Origin of the sequence: Bordetella sp. FB-8 (assembly GCF_000382185.1) — a bacterium.
GTDB lineage: Bacteria > Pseudomonadota > Gammaproteobacteria > Burkholderiales > Burkholderiaceae_B > Bordetella.
Genome location: NZ_KB907784.1, coordinates 3,310,460 through 3,335,837 on the forward strand (window position 1 = coordinate 3,310,460; position 25,378 = coordinate 3,335,837).

Annotated in this window: 21 protein-coding genes; 3 read left to right on the plus strand and 18 right to left on the minus strand. The window is 64.1% G+C overall.

The genetic code is table 11. From position 1 onward, the window contains the following. Nucleotides 1-17: 17 nt before the first annotated feature. Entirely contained in the window at nucleotides 18-2,291 is a 2,274-nt protein-coding gene (locus H143_RS0115840; protein ID WP_019939245.1) for a bifunctional (p)ppGpp synthetase/guanosine-3',5'-bis(diphosphate) 3'-pyrophosphohydrolase, read from the plus strand. Here H143_RS0115840 and H143_RS0115845 read toward each other — a convergent pair. From H143_RS0115845 to H143_RS0115890, 10 genes are all read right to left on the minus strand, one after another. Then, the gene (locus H143_RS0115845; protein ID WP_019939246.1) at nucleotides 2,281-3,870 is read right to left on the minus strand and encodes a methyl-accepting chemotaxis protein; all 1,590 of its coding nucleotides are present in this window, start codon (nucleotides 3,868-3,870) and stop codon (nucleotides 2,281-2,283) included. The genes H143_RS0115840 and H143_RS0115845 overlap by 11 nt on opposite strands. Beyond that, complete coding sequence (locus tag H143_RS0115850) at nucleotides 3,867-7,496, minus strand: hydantoinase B/oxoprolinase family protein (RefSeq protein ID WP_019939247.1); 3,630 nt, start codon at nucleotides 7,494-7,496, stop codon at nucleotides 3,867-3,869. Before H143_RS0115850 ends, H143_RS0115845 begins: the two co-directional genes overlap by 4 nt. Nucleotides 7,497-7,596: 100 nt before the next feature. Beyond that, complete coding sequence (locus H143_RS0115855) at nucleotides 7,597-8,304, minus strand: ABC transporter ATP-binding protein (protein WP_019939248.1); 708 nt, start codon at nucleotides 8,302-8,304, stop codon at nucleotides 7,597-7,599. 4 nt (nucleotides 8,305-8,308) lie between these two features. Further along, nucleotides 8,309-9,031 (minus strand): ABC transporter ATP-binding protein, encoded by a 723-nt coding sequence (locus H143_RS0115860; protein ID WP_019939249.1) that lies wholly within the window; start codon nucleotides 9,029-9,031, stop codon nucleotides 8,309-8,311. Next, nucleotides 9,012-9,995 (minus strand): branched-chain amino acid ABC transporter permease, encoded by a 984-nt coding sequence (locus H143_RS0115865; protein ID WP_026350138.1) that lies wholly within the window; start codon nucleotides 9,993-9,995, stop codon nucleotides 9,012-9,014. Before H143_RS0115865 ends, H143_RS0115860 begins: the two co-directional genes overlap by 20 nt. A gap of 1 nt (nucleotide 9,996) precedes the next feature. Next, complete coding sequence (locus tag H143_RS0115870; RefSeq protein ID WP_019939251.1) at nucleotides 9,997-10,848, minus strand: branched-chain amino acid ABC transporter permease; 852 nt, start codon at nucleotides 10,846-10,848, stop codon at nucleotides 9,997-9,999. Nucleotides 10,849-10,943: 95 nt separating this feature from the next. Beyond that, a complete protein-coding gene (locus H143_RS0115875; protein ID WP_019939252.1) occupies nucleotides 10,944-12,200 on the minus strand; it encodes an ABC transporter substrate-binding protein in 1,257 nt (418 codons plus the stop codon). Nucleotides 12,201-12,241: 41 nt separating this feature from the next. After that, on the minus strand, nucleotides 12,242-13,036 hold the full coding sequence (locus tag H143_RS0115880) for a putative hydro-lyase (RefSeq protein ID WP_019939253.1): 795 nt from the start codon (nucleotides 13,034-13,036) through the stop codon (nucleotides 12,242-12,244). Between the two features lie 99 nt (nucleotides 13,037-13,135). Continuing rightward, nucleotides 13,136-14,077 carry a LysR family transcriptional regulator gene (locus tag H143_RS0115885; RefSeq protein WP_019939254.1) on the minus strand — a complete coding sequence of 314 codons (942 nt, stop codon included), beginning with the start codon at nucleotides 14,075-14,077 and terminating at the stop codon, nucleotides 13,136-13,138. A gap of 29 nt (nucleotides 14,078-14,106) precedes the next feature. Further along, a complete protein-coding gene (locus tag H143_RS0115890; protein WP_019939255.1) occupies nucleotides 14,107-14,793 on the minus strand; it encodes an ABC transporter ATP-binding protein in 687 nt (228 codons plus the stop codon). On the opposite strand from H143_RS0115890, the gene H143_RS0115895 reads away from it, so the two are divergent. Then, nucleotides 14,792-15,475, plus strand: coding sequence for an arylesterase (locus H143_RS0115895; protein ID WP_155803413.1), 684 nt, complete (start codon nucleotides 14,792-14,794; stop codon nucleotides 15,473-15,475). The two genes, H143_RS0115890 and H143_RS0115895, sit on opposite strands and share 2 nt — an antisense overlap. A 51-nt stretch (nucleotides 15,476-15,526) precedes the next feature. Here the strand turns inward: H143_RS0115895 and H143_RS0115900 are convergent, their stop codons facing one another. From H143_RS0115900 to H143_RS0115930, 7 genes are read right to left on the minus strand one after another with little or no spacing between them, the layout of a single operon-like run. After that, a complete protein-coding gene (locus H143_RS0115900; protein WP_019939257.1) occupies nucleotides 15,527-16,582 on the minus strand; it encodes an extracellular solute-binding protein in 1,056 nt (351 codons plus the stop codon). 18 nt (nucleotides 16,583-16,600) lie between these two features. Continuing rightward, nucleotides 16,601-17,734 (minus strand): FAD-binding oxidoreductase, encoded by a 1,134-nt coding sequence (locus H143_RS0115905; RefSeq protein ID WP_019939258.1) that lies wholly within the window; start codon nucleotides 17,732-17,734, stop codon nucleotides 16,601-16,603. Beyond that, nucleotides 17,727-19,151 carry an NAD(P)/FAD-dependent oxidoreductase gene (locus H143_RS0115910; RefSeq protein WP_019939259.1) on the minus strand — a complete coding sequence of 475 codons (1,425 nt, stop codon included), beginning with the start codon at nucleotides 19,149-19,151 and terminating at the stop codon, nucleotides 17,727-17,729. The genes H143_RS0115905 and H143_RS0115910 overlap by 8 nt, the downstream gene beginning before the upstream one ends. Next, entirely contained in the window at nucleotides 19,148-19,447 is a 300-nt protein-coding gene (locus tag H143_RS0115915; protein WP_019939260.1) for a (2Fe-2S)-binding protein, read from the minus strand. Before H143_RS0115915 ends, H143_RS0115910 begins: the two co-directional genes overlap by 4 nt. A 19-nt stretch (nucleotides 19,448-19,466) precedes the next feature. Beyond that, on the minus strand, nucleotides 19,467-20,261 hold the full coding sequence (locus tag H143_RS0115920; RefSeq protein WP_019939261.1) for an ABC transporter permease: 795 nt from the start codon (nucleotides 20,259-20,261) through the stop codon (nucleotides 19,467-19,469). An 11-nt stretch (nucleotides 20,262-20,272) separates the two neighbouring features. Next, complete coding sequence (locus H143_RS0115925; protein ID WP_019939262.1) at nucleotides 20,273-21,130, minus strand: ABC transporter permease; 858 nt, start codon at nucleotides 21,128-21,130, stop codon at nucleotides 20,273-20,275. Beyond that, nucleotides 21,127-22,206 (minus strand): ABC transporter ATP-binding protein, encoded by a 1,080-nt coding sequence (locus H143_RS0115930; protein WP_019939263.1) that lies wholly within the window; start codon nucleotides 22,204-22,206, stop codon nucleotides 21,127-21,129. The genes H143_RS0115925 and H143_RS0115930 overlap by 4 nt, the downstream gene beginning before the upstream one ends. Nucleotides 22,207-22,391: 185 nt before the next feature. Here H143_RS0115930 and H143_RS0115935 point away from each other — a divergent pair, with 185 nt between their 5' ends. After that, the gene (locus tag H143_RS0115935) at nucleotides 22,392-23,228 is read left to right on the plus strand and encodes an IclR family transcriptional regulator (RefSeq protein ID WP_019939264.1); all 837 of its coding nucleotides are present in this window, start codon (nucleotides 22,392-22,394) and stop codon (nucleotides 23,226-23,228) included. A 139-nt stretch (nucleotides 23,229-23,367) separates the two neighbouring features. Here H143_RS0115935 and H143_RS0115940 read toward each other — a convergent pair whose 3' ends face one another. Continuing rightward, complete coding sequence (locus H143_RS0115940; protein ID WP_019939265.1) at nucleotides 23,368-25,332, minus strand: SurA N-terminal domain-containing protein; 1,965 nt, start codon at nucleotides 25,330-25,332, stop codon at nucleotides 23,368-23,370. Nucleotides 25,333-25,378: the final 46 nt, after the last annotated feature.

Sequence of the window (25,378 nt, forward strand, 5' to 3'; positions counted from 1 at the left end):
TAACCGGGAGGCGCGGCATGGCATTTCCCGGGCTCAAACACGCCTCTTCGGGCTTACTCGCCGCGCTACGCGCGGGGTCGCGTCTTGGGCTGCGCTCCGGTAGCGGCAAGCCTCATGCGGCAACGCATGCAGGCACTCCTTCGCTTCCTCCTATTGCCTCCCTGGCACCGCTGACCGAACTCATCGGCAGCTACCTCTCCCCTTCGGATGTCGAGAAAGTCCGCGAAGCCTATCGCTTTGCTGACTCGGCGCACCTGGGGCAATTGCGCGCCAGCGGCGAACCTTATATATCCCACCCGATCGCCGTCACCGAAATCTGTGCCGGCTGGAAGCTCGATGCCAACGCACTGGCGGCGGCCCTATTGCATGACGTCATCGAAGACCAGGACGTCAGCAAGCAAGAGCTGGTCGAGAAGTTTGGCCCCGAAGTGGCCGAGCTGGTCGACGGTCTGACCAAACTTGAACGCTTGGACTTCGCCTCCAAGGCGCAACAGCAGGCCGAGAGCTTTCGCAAGATGCTTCTGGCCATGGCGCGCGACGTTCGTGTCATTCTCATCAAGCTGGCTGATCGTCTGCACAATATGCGCACGCTGGACGTGGTCAGCGCCGAGAAGCGCCGCCGCGTGGCCCGCGAAACCCTCGATATCTATGCCCCCATCGCCCACCGTCTGGGCCTGAACGTCATATACCGCGAATTTCAGAATCTTTGTTTCGCGGCCATGTACCCCAATCGCTACCAGGTGCTGCATCGCGCCGTGCTGGCGGCTCGGGGCAACCGGCGCGAGGTCATCGGCAAGATCGAGGATGCCGTGCGCGCAGCCCTGCCGGCTGCCGGCATCGAGGCCGAAGTCAGCGGCCGAGAGAAAACGCTCTACGGCATCTACCGCAAGATGCTGGAGCAAAAGAAGTCCTTCTCCGAGGTCCTGGACATCTACGGCTTTCGCGTCATCGTCCACACCCTGCCCGAGTGCTACCTGGCCCTGGGTACGCTACACCAGCTTTATCGCCCGGTGCCCGGCAAATTCAAGGACTATATCGCCATCCCCAAGCTCAATGGCTATCAGTCCTTGCACACCACGCTGGTCGGCCCCTATGGCACACCCGTGGAATTCCAGTTCCGCACCCGCGACATGCACCACGTGGCCGAGGAAGGCGTAGCCTCGCACTGGCTGTACAAGGAAAGCGACACCACGCTGAACGATCTGCAGAAACGCACGCACCAATGGCTGCAGTCATTGCTCGACATCCAGAGCCAGACAGGCGACTCGGGCGAATTCCTCGATCACGTCAAGGTCGACCTGTTCCCCGACGCGGTTTATGTATTTACGCCGCGCGGCAAAATCATCTCTTTGCCGCGCGGCGCCACGCCGGTGGATCTGGCCTACGCCATCCACACCGACGTGGGCAACCAGGCCGTGGCATCCAAGATCAACGGCGAATTCGCACCGCTGCGCACCGAGTTGAGCAGCGGCGATACCATCGAGATCATCACCTCGCCCGCCTCGCGTCCAAGCGCCCAGTGGCTCAATTATGTGCGCACCGGCCGCGCCCGCTCGGAAATCCGGCACTACCTGCGCACGGTCAAATATGAAGAATCGGTGGGTTTCGGCGAGCGGCTGCTGACGCAGGCGCTGGAAGAACTGCACCTGGCCCTGCCGGCGGCCGACGATCCCCAATGGGACAAGCTGGCCCGCAGCACGGGCGCCAGCTCGCGCGACGAAATCCTCTCGGACATAGGCCTGGGCAAGCGCTTGGCGGCCGTGGTGGCGCGCCGCTTCGCCCCGGAGAATGCCCTGATGGCCACCACCGCCGCGGCCATGGACGAGATGACCGCGGCCCGCGCCGCGCCCATCCTGATCCAGGGAAACGAAGGCCAGGCGGTGCAATTGGCGCCCTGCTGCGGCCCCTTGCCCGGCGATGCGATCGTCGCGGGCGTGAGGCTGGGCCAGGGGCTGGTGGTGCACACCGCGGACTGCCCTGTCGCGCAGCGCGCCCAGGCGCGCGAGCCGGAGCGCTGGGTGCCCGTGGCCTGGGACAGCCAGGCCAGTAAGCATTTCTCGACCCGGCTGGACATCGTCACGCGCAACGAGCGCGGCGTGCTGGGCCGGATCGCAGCCGAAGTTTCCGCTGCCGATTCCAATATCACCCATGTCACCATGCACGACGATGCCGTCTCCACGGTGCTCCTGCATCTGACGATTCAGGTCGATAGCCGCAAGCACCTGGCCCAGGTGATCCGCGCGGTGCGCCACGTCCCGCAGGTGCAGAAGATCGTGCGCGTCAAGGGCTGACGTCGGCGCTTATCAACTGCGCGACGGGCGTGTCGATCTTGAACGCCGCAACGGCCCGCCGCAACATCTGCGTCTGCTCATCGAGCGAACTGGCCGAGGCCGCCACCTGTTCTACCAATGCGGCATTGTGCTGGGTTACGTCGTCCATCTGGCGGATCGCCTGATTGACTTCGCCGATGCCGGTGCTTTGCAGCGTCGAGGCCTGCGAAATCTCATTCATGATCGATGTGACGCGTCGCACTGCGGCAACGGCCCCGGTCATGGTTTCGTCGGCCTTGTCCGTGAGGCGCGAACCGGCCCCAATGTGGGCTACCGATTGCTCGATCAACGACTTGATCTCCTTGGCAGCTCCCGCGCAGCGCTGCGCGAGCTGCCGGACTTCACCCGCGACCACCGCGAATCCTCGCCCCTGCTCCCCGGCGCGGGCCGCCTCGACCGCGGCGTTCAAGGCCAGGATATTGGTCTGGAACGCGATGCTCTCGATCGTGTTGATGATTTCGCCCATTTTATTCGAGCTGTCGGAAATCTCGGCCATCTTCCCAGCCACGTCGTTGACGACCTGCCCGCTGTGCGCAGCGGTGTTGGACGCATCGGTCGCAAGCTCTGATGCCTTGACGGCATTTTCCGCGTTCTGTGCGACGATCTGCGTCAGCGTGTCCAGGCTGGCGGCAGTCTGCTGCAAAGCTGCGGCCTGCTCCTCGGTGCGGCTGGACAGGTCGAAGTTGCCGGCCGCGATCTCTTGGGATGCAACCATGATCGTTTCGGTCGACCGCGTGATGTGCCCGATCGCGATCGCGAGCTGGTCGCGCATTTCACGCAGCGCGCACATCAGGCTGGACTGGTCGCCCGGCAGCAGCCTGATGGAGGTCGTGAGATCGCCCCGGGCGATCTGCCTGGCCAGCGCCGTTGCGTCCGACGGCTCCCCGCCGATCGAGCGCAGGACATTGCGCCCGACGCGGGCGGCGACCAGCGATGCCAGCCCACCCAGCAATACGAGCAGGCCGGCCGAACGTTCAAGCGTTGCATAGAACTGGGCTTGAATATCGTCCATGTAGTCGCCCGCGATGAGATTCCAGTGCCATGGCGCAAAGTGTTTGACATAGCTGATCTTTTCGCTCGGCACGGTTGCGCCGGGCTTGGGCCACCAGTAGTGTATGTAGCCCGAACCTCCTGCCGAATTACCTGCATCGACGATTTCCTGGTAGAGCGCCCCGCCTTTGGCATCGCGGAATTTGCGCATATTCCTGCCGTTGAACTTCGGACTCAGCGGATTGTCGATCAGCACCTGGTCATCGCGCACGATCGACACATAGCCGGACGTGCCGTAGCGCTGCGCGTCGATGCGGGCAATGGCCTGCTTTTGCGCCTCTTCGGCCGACAGCTTGCCCGCCTCGGCCTGCTTCGCATAGTCGCCGACGAGGGACATCGACATATCCACGACATTGGCCAAGGCCGCACGCCGCGCCTGCATCGAGGCGTCGCGCGCCTCGATGGCATTGACCGCGGTCACGATCAGCAGCGCAAGCCAGCATAAAAGCATGGGCACCCACAGCATTTGCTTCAAAGTCAGCTTTTTCACGGCTGTTCCTCTCCATATCCGCCGCCTCCCGGCGTCTCGATCACGAACACGTCGCCGGGATGAAGCTGCGCGCTGTCCTGCGGCCCCAGTTCCTGAATCGAACCATCGGCGCGCTCGATACAGTTGCGTCCCATCATGGCGGCCGAGCCGCCCGCCAGGCCGAAAGGCGCATAAAGGCGATTGTTGGACAGAATGGCCGCCGTCATGTCTTGCAGGAAGCGGATGCGCCGGATGCCGCCGTCGCCGCCCCGATAGCGGCCCCTTCCACCCGAGTGCTGGCGTATCGCGTACGAATCCAGCCGCACCGGAAAGCGCAGTTCCAGCACTTCGGGATCGGTCAAGCGCGAGTTGGTCATGTGCGCCTGGACGACAGAGGTACCGTCGAAACCCTCGTCCCTGGGTCCTGTCGCATCAATGCGCACCGGACCTGCCCCCGTACCGCCCGAGATCGTCTCGTAGTATTGGTAGCGCTCGTTGCCGAAGGTGAAGTTGTTCATCGTGCCCTGGCTCGCCGCCAGCACGCCCAGTGCGCCATAGAGCGCATTGACCACGCACATTGAGGTCTCGACGTTGCCGGCCACCACCGAGGCCGGCGCCCGGGGGCGCAGCATGGAGCCTTCCGGCAGGATGATCTCGATGGGTTTGAGGCAGCCGGCATTCATGGGGATGTCGTCCTCGACCAGCGTGCGAAACACGTACAGCACCGCCGCTACCGAGATCGATCCCGGAGCGTTGAAGTTGTTGTCCAACTGCTTCGATGTGCCGGTGAAATCCACTTGCGCGGTACGAGCGGCCGCATCGACCCGGACGGCCACTCTGATGACCGCGCCGTTGTCCAGCGGATATTCGTAGCGGCCGTCCTTGAGCACCGAAATCACGCGGCGCACGGCCTCCTCGGCATTGTCCTGCACGTGCCCCATATAGGCGCGCACGACGTCCAGACCGAAGTGATCGCACATCTTGAGCAATTCGTACACGCCCTTTTCATTGGCGGCGATCTGAGCCTGCATGTCGCCGATGTTCTGGTCGGGGTTGCGGGCGGGCCACCGGCCCGAGGCCAGCACCTCGCGTACGGCACCTTCGCGGAACTCGCCGTCCCGCACCAGCTGGAAATTGGTGAAAAGCACCCCCTCCTCCTGGACCGTGCGCGAATCGGGCGGCATCGAACCCGGCGTGGTGCCGCCGATGTCCGCATGGTGGCCGCGCGAGCCCACGTAGAACAGGATCTCCTGTCCGTCGCGGTCGAACACGGGGGTGATCACCGTCAGGTCGGGCAGGTGCGTGCCGCCGTTATAGGGATCGTTGACCACATAGGCATCGCCCGGCCGCATGCGGCCTGCGTTCTCGCGCATGACGGTCTTGATGGATTCGCCCATGGAACCCAGGTGCACCGGCATGTGCGGCGCATTGGCGATGAGATTGCCCTGCGCGTCGAAAATGGCGCAGGAAAAATCCAGGCGCTCCTTGATGGTGACCGAATAGGCGGTGTTCTGCAGGCGATAGCCCATCTGCTCGGCGATGGACATGAAGAGATTGTTGAACACCTCCAGCATGATCGGGTCGACATCAGTGCCGATGGCGCGGCGCGGTGCGCGCGCCGCCACGCGCCTGAGCACCAGATGATCCAGCTCGGTGACCCGGGCCTCCCAGCCGGGTTCGACCACGGTGGTCTGGTTGGGCTCGGAGATGATGGCAGGCCCGCGCATCACGTCGCCGGGTGCGGTGTCCTCGCGTACATACAGAGGGGTGTCGTGCCAGGCCCCGCCGCTGAACATGCCCACGGTCCGGCGCGGCGACAAGGCGCCCGCGCGCACGCGCTTGATGGGCGCTTCGGCCCCGGTCTGGCCGCCGCCGCTCGCTTCGACCGAAAGCGTCTCCACCACCAACTCGCGTCCAGGCATGAGGAAGGAGTAGCGTTGGCGATAGGCGGCTTCGAATGCGGCGCGCGCTTGATCGGGAGTGCTCCACGGAATTTCCAGCGCTGTGTCGGTGCCTCGGTACTTCAGGTGCACGCGGCGCTGCACGCGGATGTCCGCGGCTTGCACCTGCTGGCGCAGCAGCTCGCCTTGGGCTTGCGCGGCCAGCTCGTCCAGCCCTGCGGCCAGCTCGGGAACGAGTTCGGCCGACAGCACTTTCTCAACCGTTCGTTGCCGCATCTCGGTCTGCATGGCCAAACCCATGCCGTAGGCAGACAGTACGCCGGCCAGCGGGTGCGCATACACCGTGCCCATGCCCAGGGCATCGGCCACCAGACAGGCGTGCTGGCCGCCCGCGCCGCCGAAGACGGTGAGAGCGTAGTCCGTCACGTCATGCCCGCGCTGCACGGAGATGCGCTTGATGGCCTCGGCCATGCTGCCCACGGCGATTTCCAGAAAGCCCTCGGCCAGTTGCTCCGGCGTCATCCGGCGGCCCGTGTCGCGGTGCACCTGCTCGGCCATTTCGGCAAAACGCCGGACCACGGCTTCACGATCCAGAGATTGATCGGCGTCGGGGCCGAAGACGCGTGGAAAGAAGTCGGGCTGGATCTTGCCCAGCAGCACATTGCAGTCGGTCACGGCCAAGGGGCCGCCGCGCCGATAACAGGCCGGTCCGGGATTGGCACCGGCCGAGTCCGGCCCCACGCGCAGGCGCGAACCGTCGAAATGCAGAATGGACCCACCTCCGGCCGCCACAGTATGGATGCTCATCATGGGGGCACGCATGCGCACGCCGGCCACGCTGGTTTCGAACTCGCGCTCGAACTCGCCCGCATAGTGCGAGACGTCGGTGGACGTACCGCCCATGTCAAAGCCGATCACGCGGTCAAAACCGGCCTGTTCGCTGGTGCGCACCATGCCCACGATACCGCCGGCCGGGCCGGACAGGATGGCGTCCTTGCCTCGAAAGCGATGCGCGTCGGTCAAGCCGCCCGAGGACTGCATGAACATCAGGCGTATGCCCGGCAGCTCGCCTGCGACCTGATCCACGTAGCGCCGCAGAATAGGCGAAAGATAGGCATCGACCACGGTTGTGTCGCCGCGCGATACATATTTGATGAGGGGACTGGCCTCGTGCGAGACGGAAACCTGCGCAAAGCCGAGTTCGCGCGCGAGTTCGGCGGCACGCATCTCGTGTGCGGGTTCGATCCAGGCATGCATGAAGACGATGGCCACCGCGCGCAGGCCGCGCTCATGGGCGGCCCGCAGATCGCGGCGCAACGCGGCTTCGTCCAGCGGGTTCACCACACTGCCCGACGCGTCCAGCCGTTCATCGGCCTCGATCACCGATTCATAGAGCATCTCGGGCAGCATCACGCGGCGATCGAACAGGCGCGGACGATTCTGATAGGCGATGCGCAGCGCATCGCGAAAGCCGCGCGTAGCCACCAGCAAGGTGCGCTCGCCCTTGCGTTCGAGCAGCGCATTGGTGGCAACCGTGGTGCCCATCTTCACGCAATCGACGACCTCGGCCGGCACAGGCTGTCCGGGTGCGATACCCAACAGCTTGCGTATGCCCGCCACTGCCGCGTCTCGGTACTGCTCGGGGTTCTCGGACAGCATCTTGGCCGTGGCGGTGCTGCCGTCGGGCCTGCGTGCCACGATGTCCGTGAACGTGCCCCCACGATCGATCCAGAATTGCCATTTCATAACGTTATGCGCCAAAAAAAGGTTGCAAGAAGCCTGGGGCGACGGCTTGGCCGTCGTCCCCGGGAAAAATCAGTTGGAATAGCCCGATGGCGGGCTGCGGCTACATGCCTAGATACGCCTTGCGCACCTCATCGGAGGCCGCCAGCTCGGCGGCGTCCCCGGACAGGGCGATCCGCCCGGTTTGCATGACGTAAGCCCGAGAAGCCACTTCCAGCGCCTGCGCCATGTTCTGCTCCACCAGCAGCACCGTGACCGCGCTCTCGCGGTTCAGCTCGACCAGCGCGTCGAACACCTGCTCGACCAGGAGCGGCGACAGACCCAGGCTGGGTTCATCGATCAGCAGAAGCCGGGGGCCGCTCATCAAAGCGCGGCCTATTGCCAGCATCTGCCGCTCGCCGCCCGACATGGTCCCGGCCAGTTGTTCGCGGCGCTCCTGCAAGCGCGGGAAGAGCCGATACACATGATCGAGCCGCCGCCGGCTGACCGACTCATCGCGCACCGTATAGGCGCCCAGCCGCAGGTTTTGCTCCACCGTCTGCCGTGCGAATACGCGCGCGCCCTCGGGAATCATGGCGATGCCCCGCGCGACCAGCTTTTCCGGCGGTGTGCCGGTGATGTCGCGCCCTTCGAAAACCACGCGTCCGCCCCTGGGCTTGACCGCGCCGATGATGGCCATGAGCGTGCTGGACTTGCCCGCGCCGTTCGCGCCCAGCAGCGCCGTGATCTCTCCGGCGCGAACTTCCAGCGATACATCCTGCACGGCCTGCACGCCACCGTAGGAAACATGCAGGCCTTCAACTTTGAGCATGGGCTCAGACACGGTGTTTTCTCCCCAGGTAAGCCTCGATCACGGTCGGATTGCGCACGATCTCGGCCGGCGGACCCTCGGCGATCATCTGGCCGAAATTCAGCACCAGCACGCGCTGTGCCAGGCGCATCACCACTTCGAGCACGTGTTCGACGATGACCAGCGTCACACCCCTGGCGTTGATGCCGCGCAGAATTTCGGCCAAGGCAATGGCCTCGGTGGGATTCAGGCCGCCCGCTACTTCGTCGAGCAAAAGCATGCGCGGTTCAGTGGCCAGCGCGCGCGCCAGTTCCACCCGCTTCTGCCCTGCCACGTTCAGCTCCGAGGCCCGCACGCCGGCGCGCTCGGCCAGCCCCACCAGATCGAGCACGCGGGCAGCCTCGCGGCGCGCGACGTCCAACCGGGCATGGCGCAGCATGGCGCCAACCATGGCGTTCTCCAGCACCGTCATCTGGCCGAAATTGCGCGGGATTTGGTAAGTGCGCGCCAGGCCCAGGGCGGCGACCTGTTCGGGCTTCTTGCCCGCCAGCGGCGCCCCGTTGAATTGCACCGTGCCCGAGGTGGGTTCGTGGTGGCCGGCCAAGCCGTTGAACAGCGTGCTCTTGCCCGCTCCATTGGGGCCGATGATGGCGATAATTTCGCCGGCTTCGACCGACAGCGAGATGTCCTTGTTGGCCACCAGGCCGCCAAAGCGTTTGGTGAGATTCTTAACGTCCAGAAGTGCCACGGCGGCGCCTCCTCAAGGTAACCAGCCCGCCGGGCAGGAACAGGGTGACCAGCAGAATGGTCAGGCCGAACACCAGCAGGTCCATGCCGGCTCCGGAACTGCCCATCATTACGCGCAGGCCTTCGGACAAAGGCAGCAGCACCGCGGCACCCAGCCACGGCCCGACCAGCGTGCCTACGCCGCCCAGGATGGCCACCAGCACGATCTGCACGGATGTGGTCAAGCTGAACAGGGAATCGGGATCGATGAAGCCTACATACATGGCGAAGAAGCCGCCCCACATGCCCGTCAGGCCCGCCGAAATCACGAAGGCCAGCATCTTGTATCGCTCGGCCGGAACGCCCAGGCTGCGCGCGGCGGCCTCGTCGCCGTTGATGGCACGCCAGTAGAAACCGACGCGCGAATGGACCAGGAAGTACGTGGTGCAGAAGGTCACGAAGGCCAGCAGCACGGCGATGCGGTAGTACGGGACCTTGGTGCGAAACAGCAGCATCCAGCCCGCGTCGCGGATGGGCGCTTCCAGCCCCGTGGCCCCGCCCGCCCAGCCCCAGTTGGTAAAGAGCAGCAGGCCGATCTGCAGCAGCGCGATGGTAGCCATGGCAAAGTAATGGCCCGACAGGCGCAGCGTGGGTCCGCCCACGCCCCAGGCCAGTAAGGCGCAAATCGCTCCGCCCAGCGGGATGCCGACGAGTGGCGAGATTTTCGCGTAGTGCAGCAGCAGCAAGGTGGTATAGGCCCCCATGCCGATGAACACACCGTGGCCGAAGGATACCCGGCCCAGGAAGCCGCCCACCAGGTTCCAGCTCGCGCCCAGCGCGCCGAACATAATGGCCAGCAGCAGCACCTGCAACGTGAAGGAATCCTTGACTGCGAAGGGCAGCAACCCCAAGAGCGTCGCGATGACGGCCGCGTAAAGCACCGGCCAATGCCGGTTCTTGCCGGACTCTAAATTTTGCGTCGTCATGTCACCACCGCCCGAACAGGCCGCGCGGCCGATACCAGAGAACCAGAATGAACAGGAGATAGATGCTGACCGTTTTTACGGCCGGCTCCACGAAATACCCTGTCATGGACTCGATCACGCCGATCAGGATGCCGGCGATGACGGCTCCTGCCAGCGAGCCGAAGCCGCCCATGCACACCGCCACGAAGGCCAAGAGGGCAAACACCGTGCCGACCGAAGGAAATACGTAAAAAAAGGTGGTGAGCAAGGCGCCCGCAAGCCCAACCGCGGCGCTGCCCAGCATCCATACTTGGGCGTTGATGCGGTCCGGCGGAATGCCCACCAGGGCGGCGACCTGGCGATCCTCGGCCACCGCTTGCAGCGCATGGCCCCAGCGCGTACGGTAGACCAGCACGAACAGCGCGATCACCATCACCAGCGCGATCAGGCCGGTGACCACCGAGGGGCGGCCCATCGCGATGCCGTCCAGCGACACGCTGCCCGAAAGCCAAGTGTCCGGCAGCGTGCGAAAGTCGGGCGTGAAGGCGATGAAGGCCAACTGGCGCAACACCAGGCTCAGGCCGAACGTGGCTAGGATGACGGTCATCGGCGGTCCGTTCTGCAGCCGCTTGATGATGAGGGCGTAGGTCAGGAAACCGACGAAGGCCAGCAACACGGCGACCAGCGGCGCCGACATCGTGGGGTCCACGTGGCCCAGCGTAAAGAGCCAATAGGCGGCATACATGGCCAGCATCAGGAATTCGCCATGGGCGAAATTGATGACGTCCGTGATGCCCCATATCAGCGCCAGCCCCACCGCCACCGCGGCGTAAATCAGGCCGTTGAACAAACCGGCCAGAAGCGCTTCCAACATTTTTAATTTTCCCCTTGGAGCGGCTCACGCTGCGGGCGTGGCCAGTTCGCTCTCATTTAGGCTGCGGCGCGCGTTGCAACGCGCGCCGCGCGGACTTACTTCCAGGCAAAAGGCAGCTTGGGCAGATTCGCATCGGTGCGATACGACGCGGGCCAGACGGTTTTGTAGCCGGGGCCGTCCATCTGCAGAATCAGGCCGGAGCCCTCGGTATTCTGCCCATTGGCGTCGAACTTCACGCCAGCCCAAGGCATGACGATCTGATTCGCGCTCAGGTTGGTGGCGATCAGCGCCTTGCGGATTGCCTGCGGATCCGTCGAGCCGGCGCGGTTGATGGCATCGGCCAGAACCAGGATGCCTTCCAGCGAACGGGCGTTGTTGCCGTTGAGGTCCTTGCCATACTTGGCCTTGAACAGGTCATTGATGGCCTTGAGCGCGGGCTTGGCGCCGGTCACATCGGTAGCCCATACATCGCGCGTGAGCACGCCCTGCACTTGCGGACCCATTTCCTGGATGAAGCGCGTGTCGATGAAGCCTGCGTCATTGGCCAGCAGCAGGGGCGGCGCATACTTCATCTCGCGCATCGTGCGCACGAACAGCATGGCGTCGGATACATAGCTGGCGAAGATGGCCACATCGGGCTTGGCGGCGGCCAGCTTCTGCACTTCTGCGGTCACCGACGGCGAATTGGCGCTGTAGGCAATATTGGCCACGATCTGGCGGTGGTACTTCTCGGCGAACTTCTTGACGGCCTTGTAGGTGTTCACGCCGAAATCGGTGTTCTCATACACCACGGCGATCTTCTTGGTAGGCTGGGACTTGATCGTGTCGAGAAACTGCATCATGTTCTCGATGAAGGTCTCATCGTTGGGCGTCGTGCGGAAGAACCACTGGTAGCCGCGCCCGGTCAGGTCGGGGCTGCTCGATTCGGCGTTCAGATAGGGAATGCCATGCTGCTCAGCGACGCGGCTGGCCGTCTTGGTGACGTCGGACTGGTAGGCGCCGGTCAGCGCCACGACGTGTTCCTGGTCGATCAGGCGCTGGGCATCGGACAGACCGATCTCGGGCTTGCCTTGCGAGTCCTCATACACGATCTGGATCTTGGCGCCGCCCAGGTTGGGCAGGCCCTTGCCCTGAGCAATTGGGATGCCGGCCAGACCGGGAACATTGTGAGGATTGTTGATCAGATCGACGGCCAGGTCGATGGCTTCCTTCAGTTCCTGGCCGGTCGAGGCCAGCGAGCCGGTAAGCGGATAGATCGCGCCGATGCGCACAACCTTGTCCGCAGCGTGGGCGGGTAGTGCTGCCGCCATGGCCAGGCTGGCCAATACGCCAGCGAGGATGTTCTTTTTCATGCGTCGACTCCTGGAAAAAAGCGATTGTGGAAAAACAGACATCAAAGAACTGCCATCCTGCTGTTGAGCAGGTCGGTAACCAGCATATAGCCCGGTGCATGCGTAATGCAGTATTCGGGTTTTACCGAGGCCACCACGGACTGAGGCGTAACGCCGCAGGCCCAGAACACCGGAATTTCACCCGCGCGGATCTCGACCGGATCGCCATAGTCGGGCTTATCGATATCGGCAATGCCGATTTCGGCCGGATTGCCCAAATGCACGGGTGCGCCGTGTACCGAGGGAAAACGTGAGGTGACCTGAATGGCGCGGATGGCATCGGCGGCTTTCAACGGACGCATTGTCACCACGAGCGGACCGCTGAACACCCCGGCCGGATTGGTGGGGATGCGGGTACGGTACATAGGAACATTGCAGCCCTGCTCGATATGCCGTACCGGCAGGCCATTTTCAAGCATGGCCTCTTCAAAGGAAAAGGAGCAGCCGAGAAGAAAGGACACCAGGTCGTCGCGCCAGAATTCGCGAACGTCGTGCGGCTCGGCCACGAGTTCGCCGCTGCGCCAGACCCGATAGCGCGGAATGTCGCTGCGGATGTCGATGTCGCGGCCCAGTTCGGGCAGGGCCGGATTGCCCGGCTCCGACATGGCCAAGAGCGGACAGGGCTTGGGATTGCGCTGGCAGAAATGCAGGAAATCGGCAGCCAGCGCGCGCGGCAAGACCGCCAGGTTGGCCTGCACGCAGCCCGGGGCGAGATTGGCCGTGGGCGCGTCGAGCTTGCCACTGCGCGCGTCCAGGCGAACCTGGTAGGCCAGATCGGCAAGTGTGTTCGATGTCATGATGGCATTTCCTTTGAATCAACTCCGATGCCCTGATCGGCTGGGGACTATTCCATCGAAATCGACACGCGGCGTCCAATCATATGTTGCGATAGGCTCCTATAAGAAATTCTTATCAGGGTTTTGCCTGATGTGTATGGCCTGGTATTTCACGTCTTCTTCGCGCGCGATGCGCTGCGCCACCTCGGCCACCGTGCGCGCAACGTGACTGTCGGGCCGCTGCATCCAGCAGGCGGCGTAACGCAGCGGCGGCAAAGGCGGGGCCTTGACATCGAGCAGACGCAACTCGCCGCGCTCGATCTCCTTGGCAAGAAATACGGTGGCCAGCACGCCGGGGCCGACGCCGTCCTGCGCCATGCGCACGATGACGCTTACGGCCGAACTGCCGTACATGCGCGGGCGCTCGATGCCGGCCTTGAGCATCAACTCTCGTACCATGCGGTAGGGATCGGTCGTCGACGAATAGGTGATGACGGGCCACTGCGACAGCCGCTGCAGCGTCACCGGTTGGCGTCCCACCTTGAGCGCCGGACCCGCAATCCAGTGCAGCGGATACTGGCACAGATGCAGGCTTTCGATACGCGAGTCGTCCATGGTCTCAAGCAGAAAAGCCAGGTCTATCTGATGCGCGACGAGCTGGGCCTTGAGCGAGGTCGTGGTGTCGACCTGGATCTCTACCATCAGCGCCGGATAGGCATCGGAAAGCCGCTCCATCAGGCGTGGCAGCCAAGTATGCACAATGGTTTCGGAAACCCCCAGGCGCAGGGTGCCCCCCATGATCTTGCGCGCCCGCGCCGCGACCTGCATGTCCTGGCGCATCTGCAGCATGCGTTCGGCATGCGAAAGCAATTCGCTGCCCTTGGGCGTGAGCGTGATGCCGCGGGTATTGCGCTCGAACAGACGCACCCCCAGATCCGATTCAAGCAAGGCGATACGCTGCGAAATGGCGGGCTGCGTAGCATTGAGCTTTTCCGCCGCCGCGCGAAAGCCGCCCAGCGTGGCCACCCAGAAAAAAGTCTCTATATTGCGCAGGTCGATCATGGCGAAGTCATGCGAAAGGGTCCTCGTGGTCAGGCTCGAGCCGCCGTCGCGGCGATTTTGCCTGCGTGCAGGACGATTTGTTGCTCGCAACGCGCCGCCAGTTGCGTATCGTGCGTCACAAGCACCAGGGTCGTGCCCTGCTCCTTGTGCATGGAAAACATCAGGTCGATGATTTTCTCTGCGCTGGCGGCATCCAGGCTGCCTGTGGGTTCGTCCGCAAAAAGCAGGCTGGGCTGCACGACGAAGGCGCGGGCCAGCGAGACGCGCTGTTGTTCACCGCCGGAGAGCGTGCGCGGATAGTGATGCAAGCGCGCCCCCAGGCCCACGCGCTCGAGCATGGCCCGCGCGGCCTCGGTGGCGGGCTTGCCGGCCAGTTCCAGCGGCAGCATCACGTTCTCCTGCGCGGTCAAGTTGGGCAGCAACTGAAAAGACTGGAACACGAAGCCCACGCGCGCGGCCCGCAAGCGTGCCCGGGCGTCCTCATCCAGCGAGAAAAGATTCTGGCCGGCCAGCATCACACTGCCTTGGCTCGGCACGTCCAGACCGGCAAGCAGGCCCAACAGTGTCGACTTGCCCGAGCCGGAGTTGCCTGTGATGGCGAGCGCGCTACCAGACTGCACCGTGAATTCGATACCATCGAGTATGGTCAGTTCGCCGCCGGCATCGGCCACGCGCTTGCCCAGTCCCTTAACCTCGATCGAATTGCTGCTATCCATGCGTCCGCCGATTCCTACGCTATCTCGCCTTGCAAGACTCGCCCTTTGCGCCCTGCCTCTTCTGGCTGCCTTGTGGCTGCCGATCCCGGCCTGGGCAGCCGATCCAGCCACGGCCACGGCTGCGGCTGCAAAGACCGTGCTCGTGGTGGGCGACAGCCTGTCCGCCGAATACGGCATCGCGCGCGGGACGGGCTGGGTGCCGCTGCTGGGTGCCAGATTGACCCAACGATACCCCAATTACCACCTTGTCAACGCCAGCATCAGCGGCGACACCACCCGCGGCGGGCTTGCGCGCCTGCCCGCCCTCCTGGTTCGGGACAAGCCGGCCGTCGTCGTTCTGGAATTGGGCGCCAACGACGCCTTGCGCGGACTGTCGCTGGACGCCACCGAACAGAACCTGCGCGCCATGACGCGGCGCTGCAGGCAGGCAGGCGCCCGCGTGCTGATCGTCGGCATGCAGATTCCGCCCAATTATGGCCGCGACTACGCGCAGCGTTTTATGCACGTGTTCCCCGATGTGGCAAGCAGCGAGCATGCCGCGCTGGTGCCCTTCCTGCTGGAGGGCATCGCGGCCGACCGCGACCTGTTCCAGGCCGACGGACTGCACCCCGTAGCGAGCGCACAGCCGCGCTTGATGAAGAACGTGTGGAAGGCGCTCGAACCCTTGCTCCAGGCGCCCTGACACGCAGCCTGCGGATCCGGACCCCGCAGGCTGCGCGCCCTTGCGCGCAGATCAGCGTTCGATCTCGCGGTTCCAGCGCTTGTCCCAACCGGCGCGATCGGCATTGATCGCATCCCAATCCAGCACAACGGCCTTGTTAAGCACCGCTTTCATCCGATTCTGCTGCTCGGCCGCGGCTCCCGTGAGCTGGGTATCCGGATTGACCGGATTGAACGAGCCGTTGTCCATTGCCAAGGCCTGCGCCTGCGGGCTGACCAGATAGGCCGCCAGCTTTTGCGCCAGGGCATCGTCGGGATTGCCGGCCAGCACGCACTGCGCGGTCATCAAGACCACGGCGCCTTCCTTGGGCGCGACAAAGCCGATGGGAATGCCTTTGGACTTCATCAATTCGGTCTGGGTGAAGGTATAGGGAAAGATCGCGGCGTCTCCTTCCTGCATCATCTCGATGACCTTGGACGAATTGGGGATGTACTCGGTCACATTCGGGCCTACGGTGGTCGGCCAGGACTTGAAGCCGGGTTCGACATTCTTCTCCGAGCCGCCCTTGATGCGGTTGAACATCAGGAACGCATCAAGTCCGAAGGAGGAACTGGGCATGGACTCCACCACCACCTTGCCTTTGTACTTGGGATTGGCCAGATCAGCCCAGGACGTGGGCGGCGCCCAGCCCTTGTCGGCGAAGATCTTGGTGCTATAGGACAGGCCCGTCAGCCCCATCGACAGGCCGACCGCATAGTCGTCCTTCATGTGAGCGATCGCGGGCACCTGCGAAAGCGAGCTCGAGGGCTGGAGCTTTTCGCACAGCCCCATCTTGATCGCGCGATACATGACGCCGTCATCCAGCGTCATGATATGCATCTGAGCATGCCCCTTGGTCGCCTGAGCTTTGGCCAGGATGTCGGTGGAGGTGCCCGGCACCACGACCACCTTGACATTATTTGCCTTCTCGAATGGAGGGAACACGAACTGCGTGTAGACGCGTTCCATATTGCCGCCGTTCATACCGATGTAAAGCGTTTTGGTTTGGGCGTGTGCGCAACTCGCCCCGAGCAGCAAGGCGCCTACCGTCAAAGCCGTGAGTGAGAACTTCGCGTGATGCTTGGACATCGTGATCTCCTTTGTGGGTCAAACCTGGGCTTGTAAAAAACGCTGGATGGAAAATGCTTCTATAGGCGTGCTGGTACGGCCTTCGGCAATCAGTTCGGCCATGACATCGCCCACGCCGGGACCCAGCTGGAATCCGGCGCCGGAAAAACCGAAAGCATGGAACAGGCCCGGGCGTTTCGCGCTCGCGCCCAGCACGGGGTTGTCGTCAGGCATCTCGGCCTCGGTGCCGCTCCAGGTGCGGATGACATGCGCCGTCCTCAGTTGCGGCAGCAGCTCTGCCAGCTGGGGCAACTGATCCAGGATGCCCGAGCGGGGCGAGCGCGCGCGCTCGCCGTCCTGCAGGTAGCCGCGCCCGCCGCCAAATACCACGTTGCCGCGCCGCACCTGGCGGCAATAAATGCCGCCACCTTCCACGCCCAGGCTCCAGGGCAGGAAGAACGGCAAGGGTTCGGTCACGCCCATGGCGGGCGGCACGACGCGCAGGGGCACGGACTCGCCCCACAGCGCGGCAAACGGACCAGCCCAGGCGCCGGCGCAATTGAGCAGCATGCAAGCCTTGATTTTCAACTCCCGGTCGGGCTGGCGCGCCTGCACGACAAATCGGGCGCCGTCGTGTTCCACCGCCAGAACCGGCGCGCGTTCGCGCACGTCGGCGCCCGCGGCCTGCGCAGCCCGGGCGAAGGCAGGCGAAAGCAGGCGCGGATTGGCCTGGCCGTCCTCGGGGCAAAGCGAGCCGCCTACGAGGCGTTCGCCTCCCATCGGGAAATATTTGCGCAACGCCTCCCGGCCTTCGATCAGCTGCAGTTGCAGGCCATATTCACCGGCTATTTCGGCATAGCGGACCAGTGATTGCATGTCGTCCGCGCTGCGCGCAATCTTGAAGTGGCCGCTGCGTTCATATTCAGCCTCGGTGCCGATCAGCTCGGCCAGCCTGCCCCATAGTTGATGCGAGCGCTGTGCCAGGGGCAGTTGCGCCAGCCCGCGTCCCTGCCGACGTACGCCGCCGAAATTGATGCCGCTCGACCGCGAACCGCACAGATCGCGTTCGAGCAGCGTCACCGTCAACCCGCGCTTGCGCAGGAATAGCGCCGCGGCGCTGCCCATGATGCCGCCGCCGATGATGGCCACGTCGCTGGCCAGTTGCTCAGCCATGAGCCGCCTCCCGCACCGCGAGGTCCAGCGGCAGCGGCTTGACAGGCGCTTGACCGCGCAGCCGCCCCACCTGCGATACCGGCACGGACTGGGCCTGCGCCAAGATCTCCGCCGCCGCCGAGCCGCACATGCGGCCCTGGCAGCGGCCCATGCCCACCCGGCACAAAGCCTTCAGGCGATTGAGCTCGCGAGCGCCGCAATCGGCCGCGGCGCGGCGCAGTGTGCCGGCCGTGACGTTCTCGCAGCGACATATCACTAGATCATCTGGGGCGTGCGCGGCCCAGTCCTCGGGAAACGGAAAGGCGACTTCCAGCGCATGCCGGAATCGCTCAATTTTGCGCAAGCGCCGGCGCAGCAGAGATGCGCGAGCAGGGTCGATGCCGATGCGCCGGTCCTGCAGCAACGCCAGCGCCGCCAGTTCGCCCGACACTTCGGCCGCATCGGCGCCCATGATGCCGGCGCCGTCCCCGGCCAGGTACACGCCGGGCGCCGAGGCGCGCCGCATATCGTCGATGCGGGGGACATGGCAGCGGTGCAAAGGCGAAAACTCGAACTCGCAATCCAGCAGGTCAGCCAGTTGCGTCTCGGGCCGAAGGGCATGGCCCAGGCCCAGGGCCGTGCACGCGGTGCGCCGCTCTCGGCCCGCGCGGTCCTGCCATACCACTTGCGCCAGCGCGCCCTGGCCTTCGGCGCGCAGCAAACGCACACCGTGGTGCATGGGTATGCCGCGCAGCGTGAGCGAGGCGACCAGCGCCATGCCCTTGGCCGCGACCGCGGGCTGGCCCGACATGGCCAGGATAGCCTTGTAGCGCTGCGACGCGGGCGCGGTATCCAACACGGCGACCACCTTCGCGCCGGCCTTGGCATATTGGCAGGCCACCAGATATAGCAGGGGTCCGGTGCCGGCGAAGACGACTGCATCGCCGATGGCGCAGCCCTGGTATTTGAGCGCTACCTGGGACCCGCCCAAGGTGTAGACACCCGGCAGCGTCCAGCCTGGAATGGGCAGCACGCGGTCGGTGGCGCCGGTGGCCACGATCACATCGCGCCAGGCCAGGGTGCTCGCCTCGCGCGTGGGCACGCCCAGCAAGTCCAGACAATCGGGTTGGGCGTTCCAGACCAGTGTCTGAGGGCGGTAGTCCAGGCACGGGCGCAGGCGGTCGAACGTGGCGTGCAGGTCACGCGCACGGCCGGCCTCGGTGCCATACAGGGCTTTGGCGTCGCGCGCGAAGCCGTCGGGCTGGCGACGGTATACCTGGCCGCCGGACCGCGGCGCCTCGTCCACGACGATGGGCGCCAGACCGTGTGCCAGCAAGGTCGCGGCGGCACGCACGCCGGCAGGTCCGGCGCCCACGATGACGGGCGGCAGATCGTCCCGGGTCTGGCGCTGCAGCGTGAAATCGGACGGCGCCATCATGTCTGCCCTTGCAGAGTGCGGATCCGCATGCCCGGCTCGATCATGGTCTGACAGGCGCGCAGCGAGCGGCCGTCGGCCAATCGCACCCAGCAATCCTGACAGGCGCCCATCATGCAGAAGCCGGCGCGCGGCTGTCCGCTGAATTCGTTGACGCGCAACTGGCGCGACTGCGTGAGCACGGCGGTCAGCACCGTATCGCCCGCCAGAGCGCTGGCGGGCCGGCCGTCGAGTTCGAAAGCCACGGCGAGACGATCGCGTTCCTTAAGGCGAACCAGCTGGGCGCGGGGAAGTTCCATAGTCATCGCAGATATCCTGTCAATGCTTGCCGACCAAGACCCGATCCAGGCCGTACACCTTGTCCAGCAGCAGCATCAATCCCAGCGTGAGAAAGACGATCAGCGCGGAAACGGCGGCCATCATCGGATCCAGCGACTCGGTCGCGTACATATACATGCGTACAGGCAGCGTCACCGTCGCGGGCGACACCACGAAGATCGACATGGTCAGTTCATCGAAACTGTTGATGAAGGCCAGCAGCCAGCCTCCGGTGATGCCCGCCAGGATCATCGGCAGCGTCATGCGCAGGAACACCGTAGCGCTGCTCGCACCCAGCGAATAGGCCGCCTGCTCCGCCGTGCGGTCATAGCCGACCAGCGCCGCCATGATCAGCCGCAGGGTATAGGGCGTAACCACGAGCGTGTGGGCCAAGACCAGCCAGGTGAAACTGCCCTGCTCGCCTATCACGGCCAACATATGCAGCAGCGCCACGCCCAGCACCAGCTGCGGAATGATCAAGGGCGACAGGAACACGCCTTGCAGGAAATTGCGCCCCGGTATCTCGCAGCGGACGATGGCCATGGCCGCGGGCACAGCCAGCGCGGTCGAAATGGTGGCCGACGCGACGCCCAACCACAGGCTGGTCCAGAACGACTGCACGAATTGCTGCGAGTTCAGCAGTTGCTCGAACCAGCGCAGCGAAAAATGGTGCGTGGGAATCTGCAAGGTTTCGGCCGGCGTAAAGGCAACCAGGCAAACGACCACCAGCGGCGCCAGCATGAAAATGATGACCAGGGCGTTGAAGGCCAAGGCGATCGGTCCGTTTCTTTGCATGACCGCGCTCCTTATCCCAGGATCTTCTTGTAGCGGCTTTCGATCATTCGGCTCCAGCCCAGCATGATGATCAGATTGGCGGCCAGCAGAATGAAGGCGATCGCCGCACCCAGCGGCCAATTCAACTCTGTCAGGTACTGGTCGTAGACCAGCGTGGCGACCATCTTGACTCGGCGCCCGCCCAGCAGCCCCGGAATGACGAAAGAGCTTGCGGACAGGCCGAACACGATCAGGCTGCCGGAAAGAATGCCCGGCATGATCTGCGGCAGCACGACGCGACGCAGGGTGGTGAAGTGCGAAGCCGACAGCGACAGCGATGCGTTCTCCACCCAGGGATCGAGCTTTTGCAGCGACGTCCAGACCGGGATCACCATGAAGGGCATCATCACATGCACCAGCGCGATCACGATGGCTGTCTCGTTGTAAAGCAGTTTGACCCTGCCCACGCCAAGGAACCTCAGCGCGTTGTTGATCAGGCCGTCGGGGCTGAGCAGCATGCTCCAGCCGAAAGCGCGCACGACCACCGAAACGAGCAGCGGAGCCAATATGACCAGCAGAAATATGGACCGCCAGGGCTTGCGCATGCGGCTCAGGATGTAGGCCTCGGGTGCGCCGACCAGGATGCAGATGAGGGTCACGATGACCGACAGGCGTATCGTGCGCCAGAAGATGCCGTAGTAGTACGGGTCCTGGATGACGTGCAGGTAATGGACCAGCGTGAAAGTGCCCGGAATCGTTCCCTTGTCCGGATCGAAGGCATTGAAGGACAGCGCCACCGTCATCGCCAGCGGCACCAGCATCAGTACGGTGAACAAGAGCAGCGCCGGGGCGACCATGCCCCAGGGCGTCCAGACCGAGCGCGGCGTCATGCCTGTGCCCCTTGTGGCGCAATTTGCTGCGCTCCGATTACGCGCACATTGCGATCCTGCCAGTCCAGCCCCACGACCTGTCCGACGTCGTGGGCCGGCGCGCCGTCGTTCACGACCGACACCAGCAGTTCGCCCAGCGGACTGCGCACGGTGTACATCCACAGATTGCCCAGGAAAAAGCGCTCGGCCACCTGTCCCTCGCAGCGTCCGGCACCAGGCGCGGTGCAGGTGATTTTCTCGGGGCGCAGGGCCAGGACGACCGGCCCGCCGGCGGGCGCGCCCGCCGGCAAGGCCATGCGTACCGGACCGACCCTGGCGCAGGTGGCGCCGTCCGAACCCGGCTGCACCAACGCCTGCAGCAGATTGGTCTTGCCGACGAAAGTCGAGATGAAGGCATTGCGCGGATATTCATACACCGACAGCGGCGTATCCACCTGAGTGATGCGCCCGGCCTGCATCACGACCACGCGGTCGCTGATGGACATGGCCTCGGCCTGATCGTGCGTGACCATGATGGTGGTCGTGCCCACCTTGCGCTGAATTTCACGCAGCTCGAACTGCATTTCCTCGCGTAGCTTGGCGTCCAGATTGGACATCGGCTCGTCCAGCAGCAACACAGGCGGTTCGATCACCAGCGCGCGCGCCAGCGCCACACGTTGGCGCTGGCCGCCCGAGAGCTCGCGCGGATATCGGTCCGCGTACTTGTCCAGGTGCACCAGTGCCAGCGCCTGCTCGGATCGCTCGCGGCGCCGAGCAGCGGGAATCTTGCGCATCTCCAGGCCGAATTCGACGTTCTGACGCGCCGTCATGTGGGGAAACAACGCATAGGTCTGGAACACGATGCCCAGGCCGCGGGCATTGGCCTTGGCACGGGTGATGTCCACGCCTTCGAGCTCGATCGAACCCTCGGTCACGTCAGCGAACCCGGCGATCATCTGCAATGTCGTGGTCTTGCCGCAGCCCGAGGGCCCGAGCAGCGACACGAACTCGCCCTTGTGCACTTGCAGGCTGAAGTCCCGCACGACATGCAGGCTGCCGTACTGCTTGGAAACATGGTTCAGACGCAAAAAACTCATCGATCATTCTCCGGGGCCGGACGGATCTCACATTGCGGAAGAAATACATCTACTTATTTCAATTATCAAAGATGCATGGCCGTAACCACCTCTATGTAAACCCTAATAATGGAACTTTTATTTAAAAAATTCTATTTAATGGAATAAAATATCGAAAAAGCTCATTGCAATTCCGTTAAATCGATATGTCTGAACTCACCGACGATGCTCATCAACGCAGCGCCATGCATCGCACCTTCCAGATCCTGCGCGCACTGGGCGAGCAGCAGCGCGAAGGCGCACGCGTTACCTATCTGGCAAAAAAGCTGGGATTGACCCAGGCCACCACCCATCGGCTGCTCCAGGGCCTGATGCAGGAAGGCATGGTTGAACAGGACAAGAGCAAGATCTATCGCCTGAGCCTGGACTTGTTCTGCCTGGCGGCGCAGGCCGGTGCCGTGAACGACCTGCGCTCGCTGGCCCGACCTGCTCTATTGCGCCTGAACGCCAGCCTGAGCGACACGGTGCTGCTGCTGGTGCGCTCGGGCTTCGATGCGGTCTGCCTGGACCGCGTTGAAGGCCAGTATCCGGTGCGCACTTTTACAGGCGACGTCGGAGGACGCGTTGCCTTGGGCGTGGGACAAGGCGCGCTGGTCATCCTGGCCTATCTGCCTCAGGCCGAGCAGGAGGAAGTGCTGCACTACAACCTACCGCGCATCCGGCATTACAACGTCTATGACGAGGTCTACCTGCGCACCGAAATTAAAAAGACGCTGGCGCTGGGCTACAACGCCAAGAACAGCGGCCTGCTGCAAGGCATGGCCGGCATCGCCGTGCCGGTGTTCGACCGTAATCACAATGTCGTGGCGGCGCTTTCGATCGGCACGCATGACAGCCGCCTGAGCGAGGAGCGCCTGCCCATCGTACGGGACATGCTGACGCGCGAGGCCCAGCAGTTGTCCTGCCTGGTCAATCCCTTCGATCCCACCCTGCGCTTTCCCATGCATTCCATCACGGCCGGCACAGTACAGCCCATAGCCTAAAAGCCGCCCGCCCAGGGCCGTTCACAGCGATTTGGCGATCTGCTGCGCGCGACATCAACGGGCCTTCAGAACGCTTGCGGCGAAATGAAAAATGGCCGCTATGCGGCCATTTTTCCTGGATCGGACGATGCCCGCGCGTCTACGAACCGTCCGTCGGGTTGTCACCCTTGATGGCCTTCTGCGCATCCGGCAGGATCTTGACGCCGTACTGTTGGCGCAGCAGCTGCAGCACGGCCCGATCTTGCGCCTGCCCCCACGCCGAGGACAGTTGCGCGGTCAGACCTGCGCGATCGGCATCGCTCACCTTGCCCGCCTGTACGCTGTCCAGGCGCACCAAGGTGTAATCTGAACCCACCGACACGCCGGCATAGACCGGCTTGCCGTTCTGTTCCGGGGCCATACGCATCACGGCCTCCAGCACGGGTCGCGGCAGGCCTTGGCTTGCCTGGCGCGACACCGTCAGCGCATTGCCAAAACCCGTGCTTGCACCGGCATCGGGCGCGGGGGCCTGCAAAGCCTTGAGCGCGGCTTGGCCGGCCTGCCGCGCCGCGGCGGCGGCGCGTTCGGTGATAAGGCGGTCACGGATGACATCCTGCACGTCGGCCAGCGCAGGAATATGGGCCGGGGTCATCTTCAGCACGCGCACGGCCAGCATGGTGTCGGCAGAAAGCTCGATCACGCCGGAATTGTTCTTGTCGCGCAGGACTTCAGGCGAGAACAAGGCCTGGCGCACGCGCGGATTGTCCAGCAGCACGGCGTCGGGGCTGGCCGCCGCGGCGTCTGCGCCCGCCTGCGTGGCGGGCAGCAGGCCCGAGCGGGTGATGCCGGCGGCCGTGCGCAGCCTGATGCCCAGGGCGTCGGCCGCGGGTTGCAGGCTGTCGCGCTGATCATAGACCAGCTTGGTAAGCTGGGTGGCCATGTCGGAAAAGCGCGTGGCGGCCATCTGCTTGCTGATCTCGCCGACGATCTGCTCACGCACCGCGGCCAGAGGCTTGACGAGGCCGGGCTGAAAATCCGTGACCTTGATGATGTGAAAGCCCGCTGGGCTTTCCACAACGCCCGATACTTGTCCCTTGGAGAGCGTGGAAACCGCCTTTTCCAGGCCCGGCGGCACGTTCCAGCCCAGGTCGCCGCCCTGCTGCGCGGAACCGGCGTCCTGCGAGAACTTCTTGGCCAGGTCGGCAAAACCGTCGGGGTTGGCCTGTGCCTGGGCAGCCAGTTCCTCGGCGCGCGCCCGGGCTGCCTTGCGCTGATCTTCGGTGGCATTGGCCGGCACCGAGATCAGGATGTGGCTGATGCGGCGGCGCTCCGGTTGGCTGAAGCGGGCGATATTCTGCTTGTAGTAGCTCTGGATATCACTGTCTTTGACCTGCACACCCTGCGTAGCGGCGGCCTCGTCGAGCACCAGGTACTGGGCGCTGACCTGTTCGGACACTTCGAGCTGCTGCTTATTGGCGTCATACCAATTCTGGATGTCTTGCTGCGACACCTGGACCTTGGCGCGATAGTCGGCAGACTTGAAATCACGCAATGCCACCACGCGTTGCTGCGTCAGCATGGCGGCGATCGAATCGGCCACAGAAGACGGCACCTGCGCGCTGGATGAGACGGGATCGAGCACCAGGCCCACCGACAATTGGCCGCGCAGATTGGCCTCGAAACCAGCAGGCGTCAAACCCTGTGCGGCCAGTACCTGGCGATAGCGCTCGGGCGAAAAGCGGCCGTTGTCCTGCACCTGGGGGATGGCGGCGATGGTGTCGCGCAACATGCCATCCGACACCCCGAGACGCGCCTTGGTGGCAACCAGGGCCAGCAGATGGCGATCGATCAGGTCTTCCAGCAGTTGGCGGCGCGATGCCGGCGTGTCGACCATGGCGGGATCGAACTGCGAACCCATGCTGGCCTGCAGCTGCTCGATCTGATTGCGGTGCGCCGTGTCGAATTCAGAGCGCAGGATGGCCTGGCCGCCCACCTCGGCCAGCTTGGGCTCGCGGTGCATGAAGCTTTCATAGCCCTGGATGCCGACCAGCGCAAAAGACGGCACGATCAAGATCATCAGGATGAACTGCATCCAGCGATTGTGGGTACGGAAGAACTCGAACATGGAATCCCGATCAAAAAAAGGCGAAAATTCGCCTTGGAACCTGCTT

What these genes read in the sequence shown, in the direction of transcription:
- H143_RS0115840 (WP_019939245.1), top strand. Translation starts at nt 18, where the DNA reads ATGGCATTTCCCGGGCTCAAACACGCCTCTTCGGGCTTACTCGCCGCG.
- H143_RS0115850 (WP_019939247.1), bottom strand. Translation starts at nt 7,496, where the DNA reads ATGAAATGGCAATTCTGGATCGATCGTGGGGGCACGTTCACGGACATC.
- H143_RS0115855 (WP_019939248.1), bottom strand. Translation starts at nt 8,304, where the DNA reads ATGCTCAAAGTTGAAGGCCTGCATGTTTCCTACGGTGGCGTGCAGGCC.
- H143_RS0115865 (WP_026350138.1), bottom strand. Translation starts at nt 9,995, where the DNA reads ATGACGACGCAAAATTTAGAGTCCGGCAAGAACCGGCATTGGCCGGTG.
- H143_RS0115870 (WP_019939251.1), bottom strand. Translation starts at nt 10,848, where the DNA reads ATGTTGGAAGCGCTTCTGGCCGGTTTGTTCAACGGCCTGATTTACGCC.
- H143_RS0115875 (WP_019939252.1), bottom strand. Translation starts at nt 12,200, where the DNA reads ATGAAAAAGAACATCCTCGCTGGCGTATTGGCCAGCCTGGCCATGGCG.
- H143_RS0115880 (WP_019939253.1), bottom strand. Translation starts at nt 13,036, where the DNA reads ATGACATCGAACACACTTGCCGATCTGGCCTACCAGGTTCGCCTGGAC.
- H143_RS0115885 (WP_019939254.1), bottom strand. Translation starts at nt 14,077, where the DNA reads ATGATCGACCTGCGCAATATAGAGACTTTTTTCTGGGTGGCCACGCTG.
- H143_RS0115895 (WP_155803413.1), top strand. Translation starts at nt 14,792, where the DNA reads ATGCGTCCGCCGATTCCTACGCTATCTCGCCTTGCAAGACTCGCCCTT.
- H143_RS0115890 (WP_019939255.1), bottom strand. Translation starts at nt 14,793, where the DNA reads ATGGATAGCAGCAATTCGATCGAGGTTAAGGGACTGGGCAAGCGCGTG.
- H143_RS0115900 (WP_019939257.1), bottom strand. Translation starts at nt 16,582, where the DNA reads ATGTCCAAGCATCACGCGAAGTTCTCACTCACGGCTTTGACGGTAGGC.
- H143_RS0115905 (WP_019939258.1), bottom strand. Translation starts at nt 17,734, where the DNA reads ATGGCTGAGCAACTGGCCAGCGACGTGGCCATCATCGGCGGCGGCATC.
- H143_RS0115910 (WP_019939259.1), bottom strand. Translation starts at nt 19,151, where the DNA reads ATGATGGCGCCGTCCGATTTCACGCTGCAGCGCCAGACCCGGGACGAT.
- H143_RS0115915 (WP_019939260.1), bottom strand. Translation starts at nt 19,447, where the DNA reads ATGGAACTTCCCCGCGCCCAGCTGGTTCGCCTTAAGGAACGCGATCGT.
- H143_RS0115920 (WP_019939261.1), bottom strand. Translation starts at nt 20,261, where the DNA reads ATGCAAAGAAACGGACCGATCGCCTTGGCCTTCAACGCCCTGGTCATC.
- H143_RS0115925 (WP_019939262.1), bottom strand. Translation starts at nt 21,130, where the DNA reads ATGACGCCGCGCTCGGTCTGGACGCCCTGGGGCATGGTCGCCCCGGCG.
- H143_RS0115930 (WP_019939263.1), bottom strand. Translation starts at nt 22,206, where the DNA reads ATGAGTTTTTTGCGTCTGAACCATGTTTCCAAGCAGTACGGCAGCCTG.
- H143_RS0115935 (WP_019939264.1), top strand. Translation starts at nt 22,392, where the DNA reads ATGTCTGAACTCACCGACGATGCTCATCAACGCAGCGCCATGCATCGC.
- H143_RS0115940 (WP_019939265.1), bottom strand. Translation starts at nt 25,332, where the DNA reads ATGTTCGAGTTCTTCCGTACCCACAATCGCTGGATGCAGTTCATCCTG.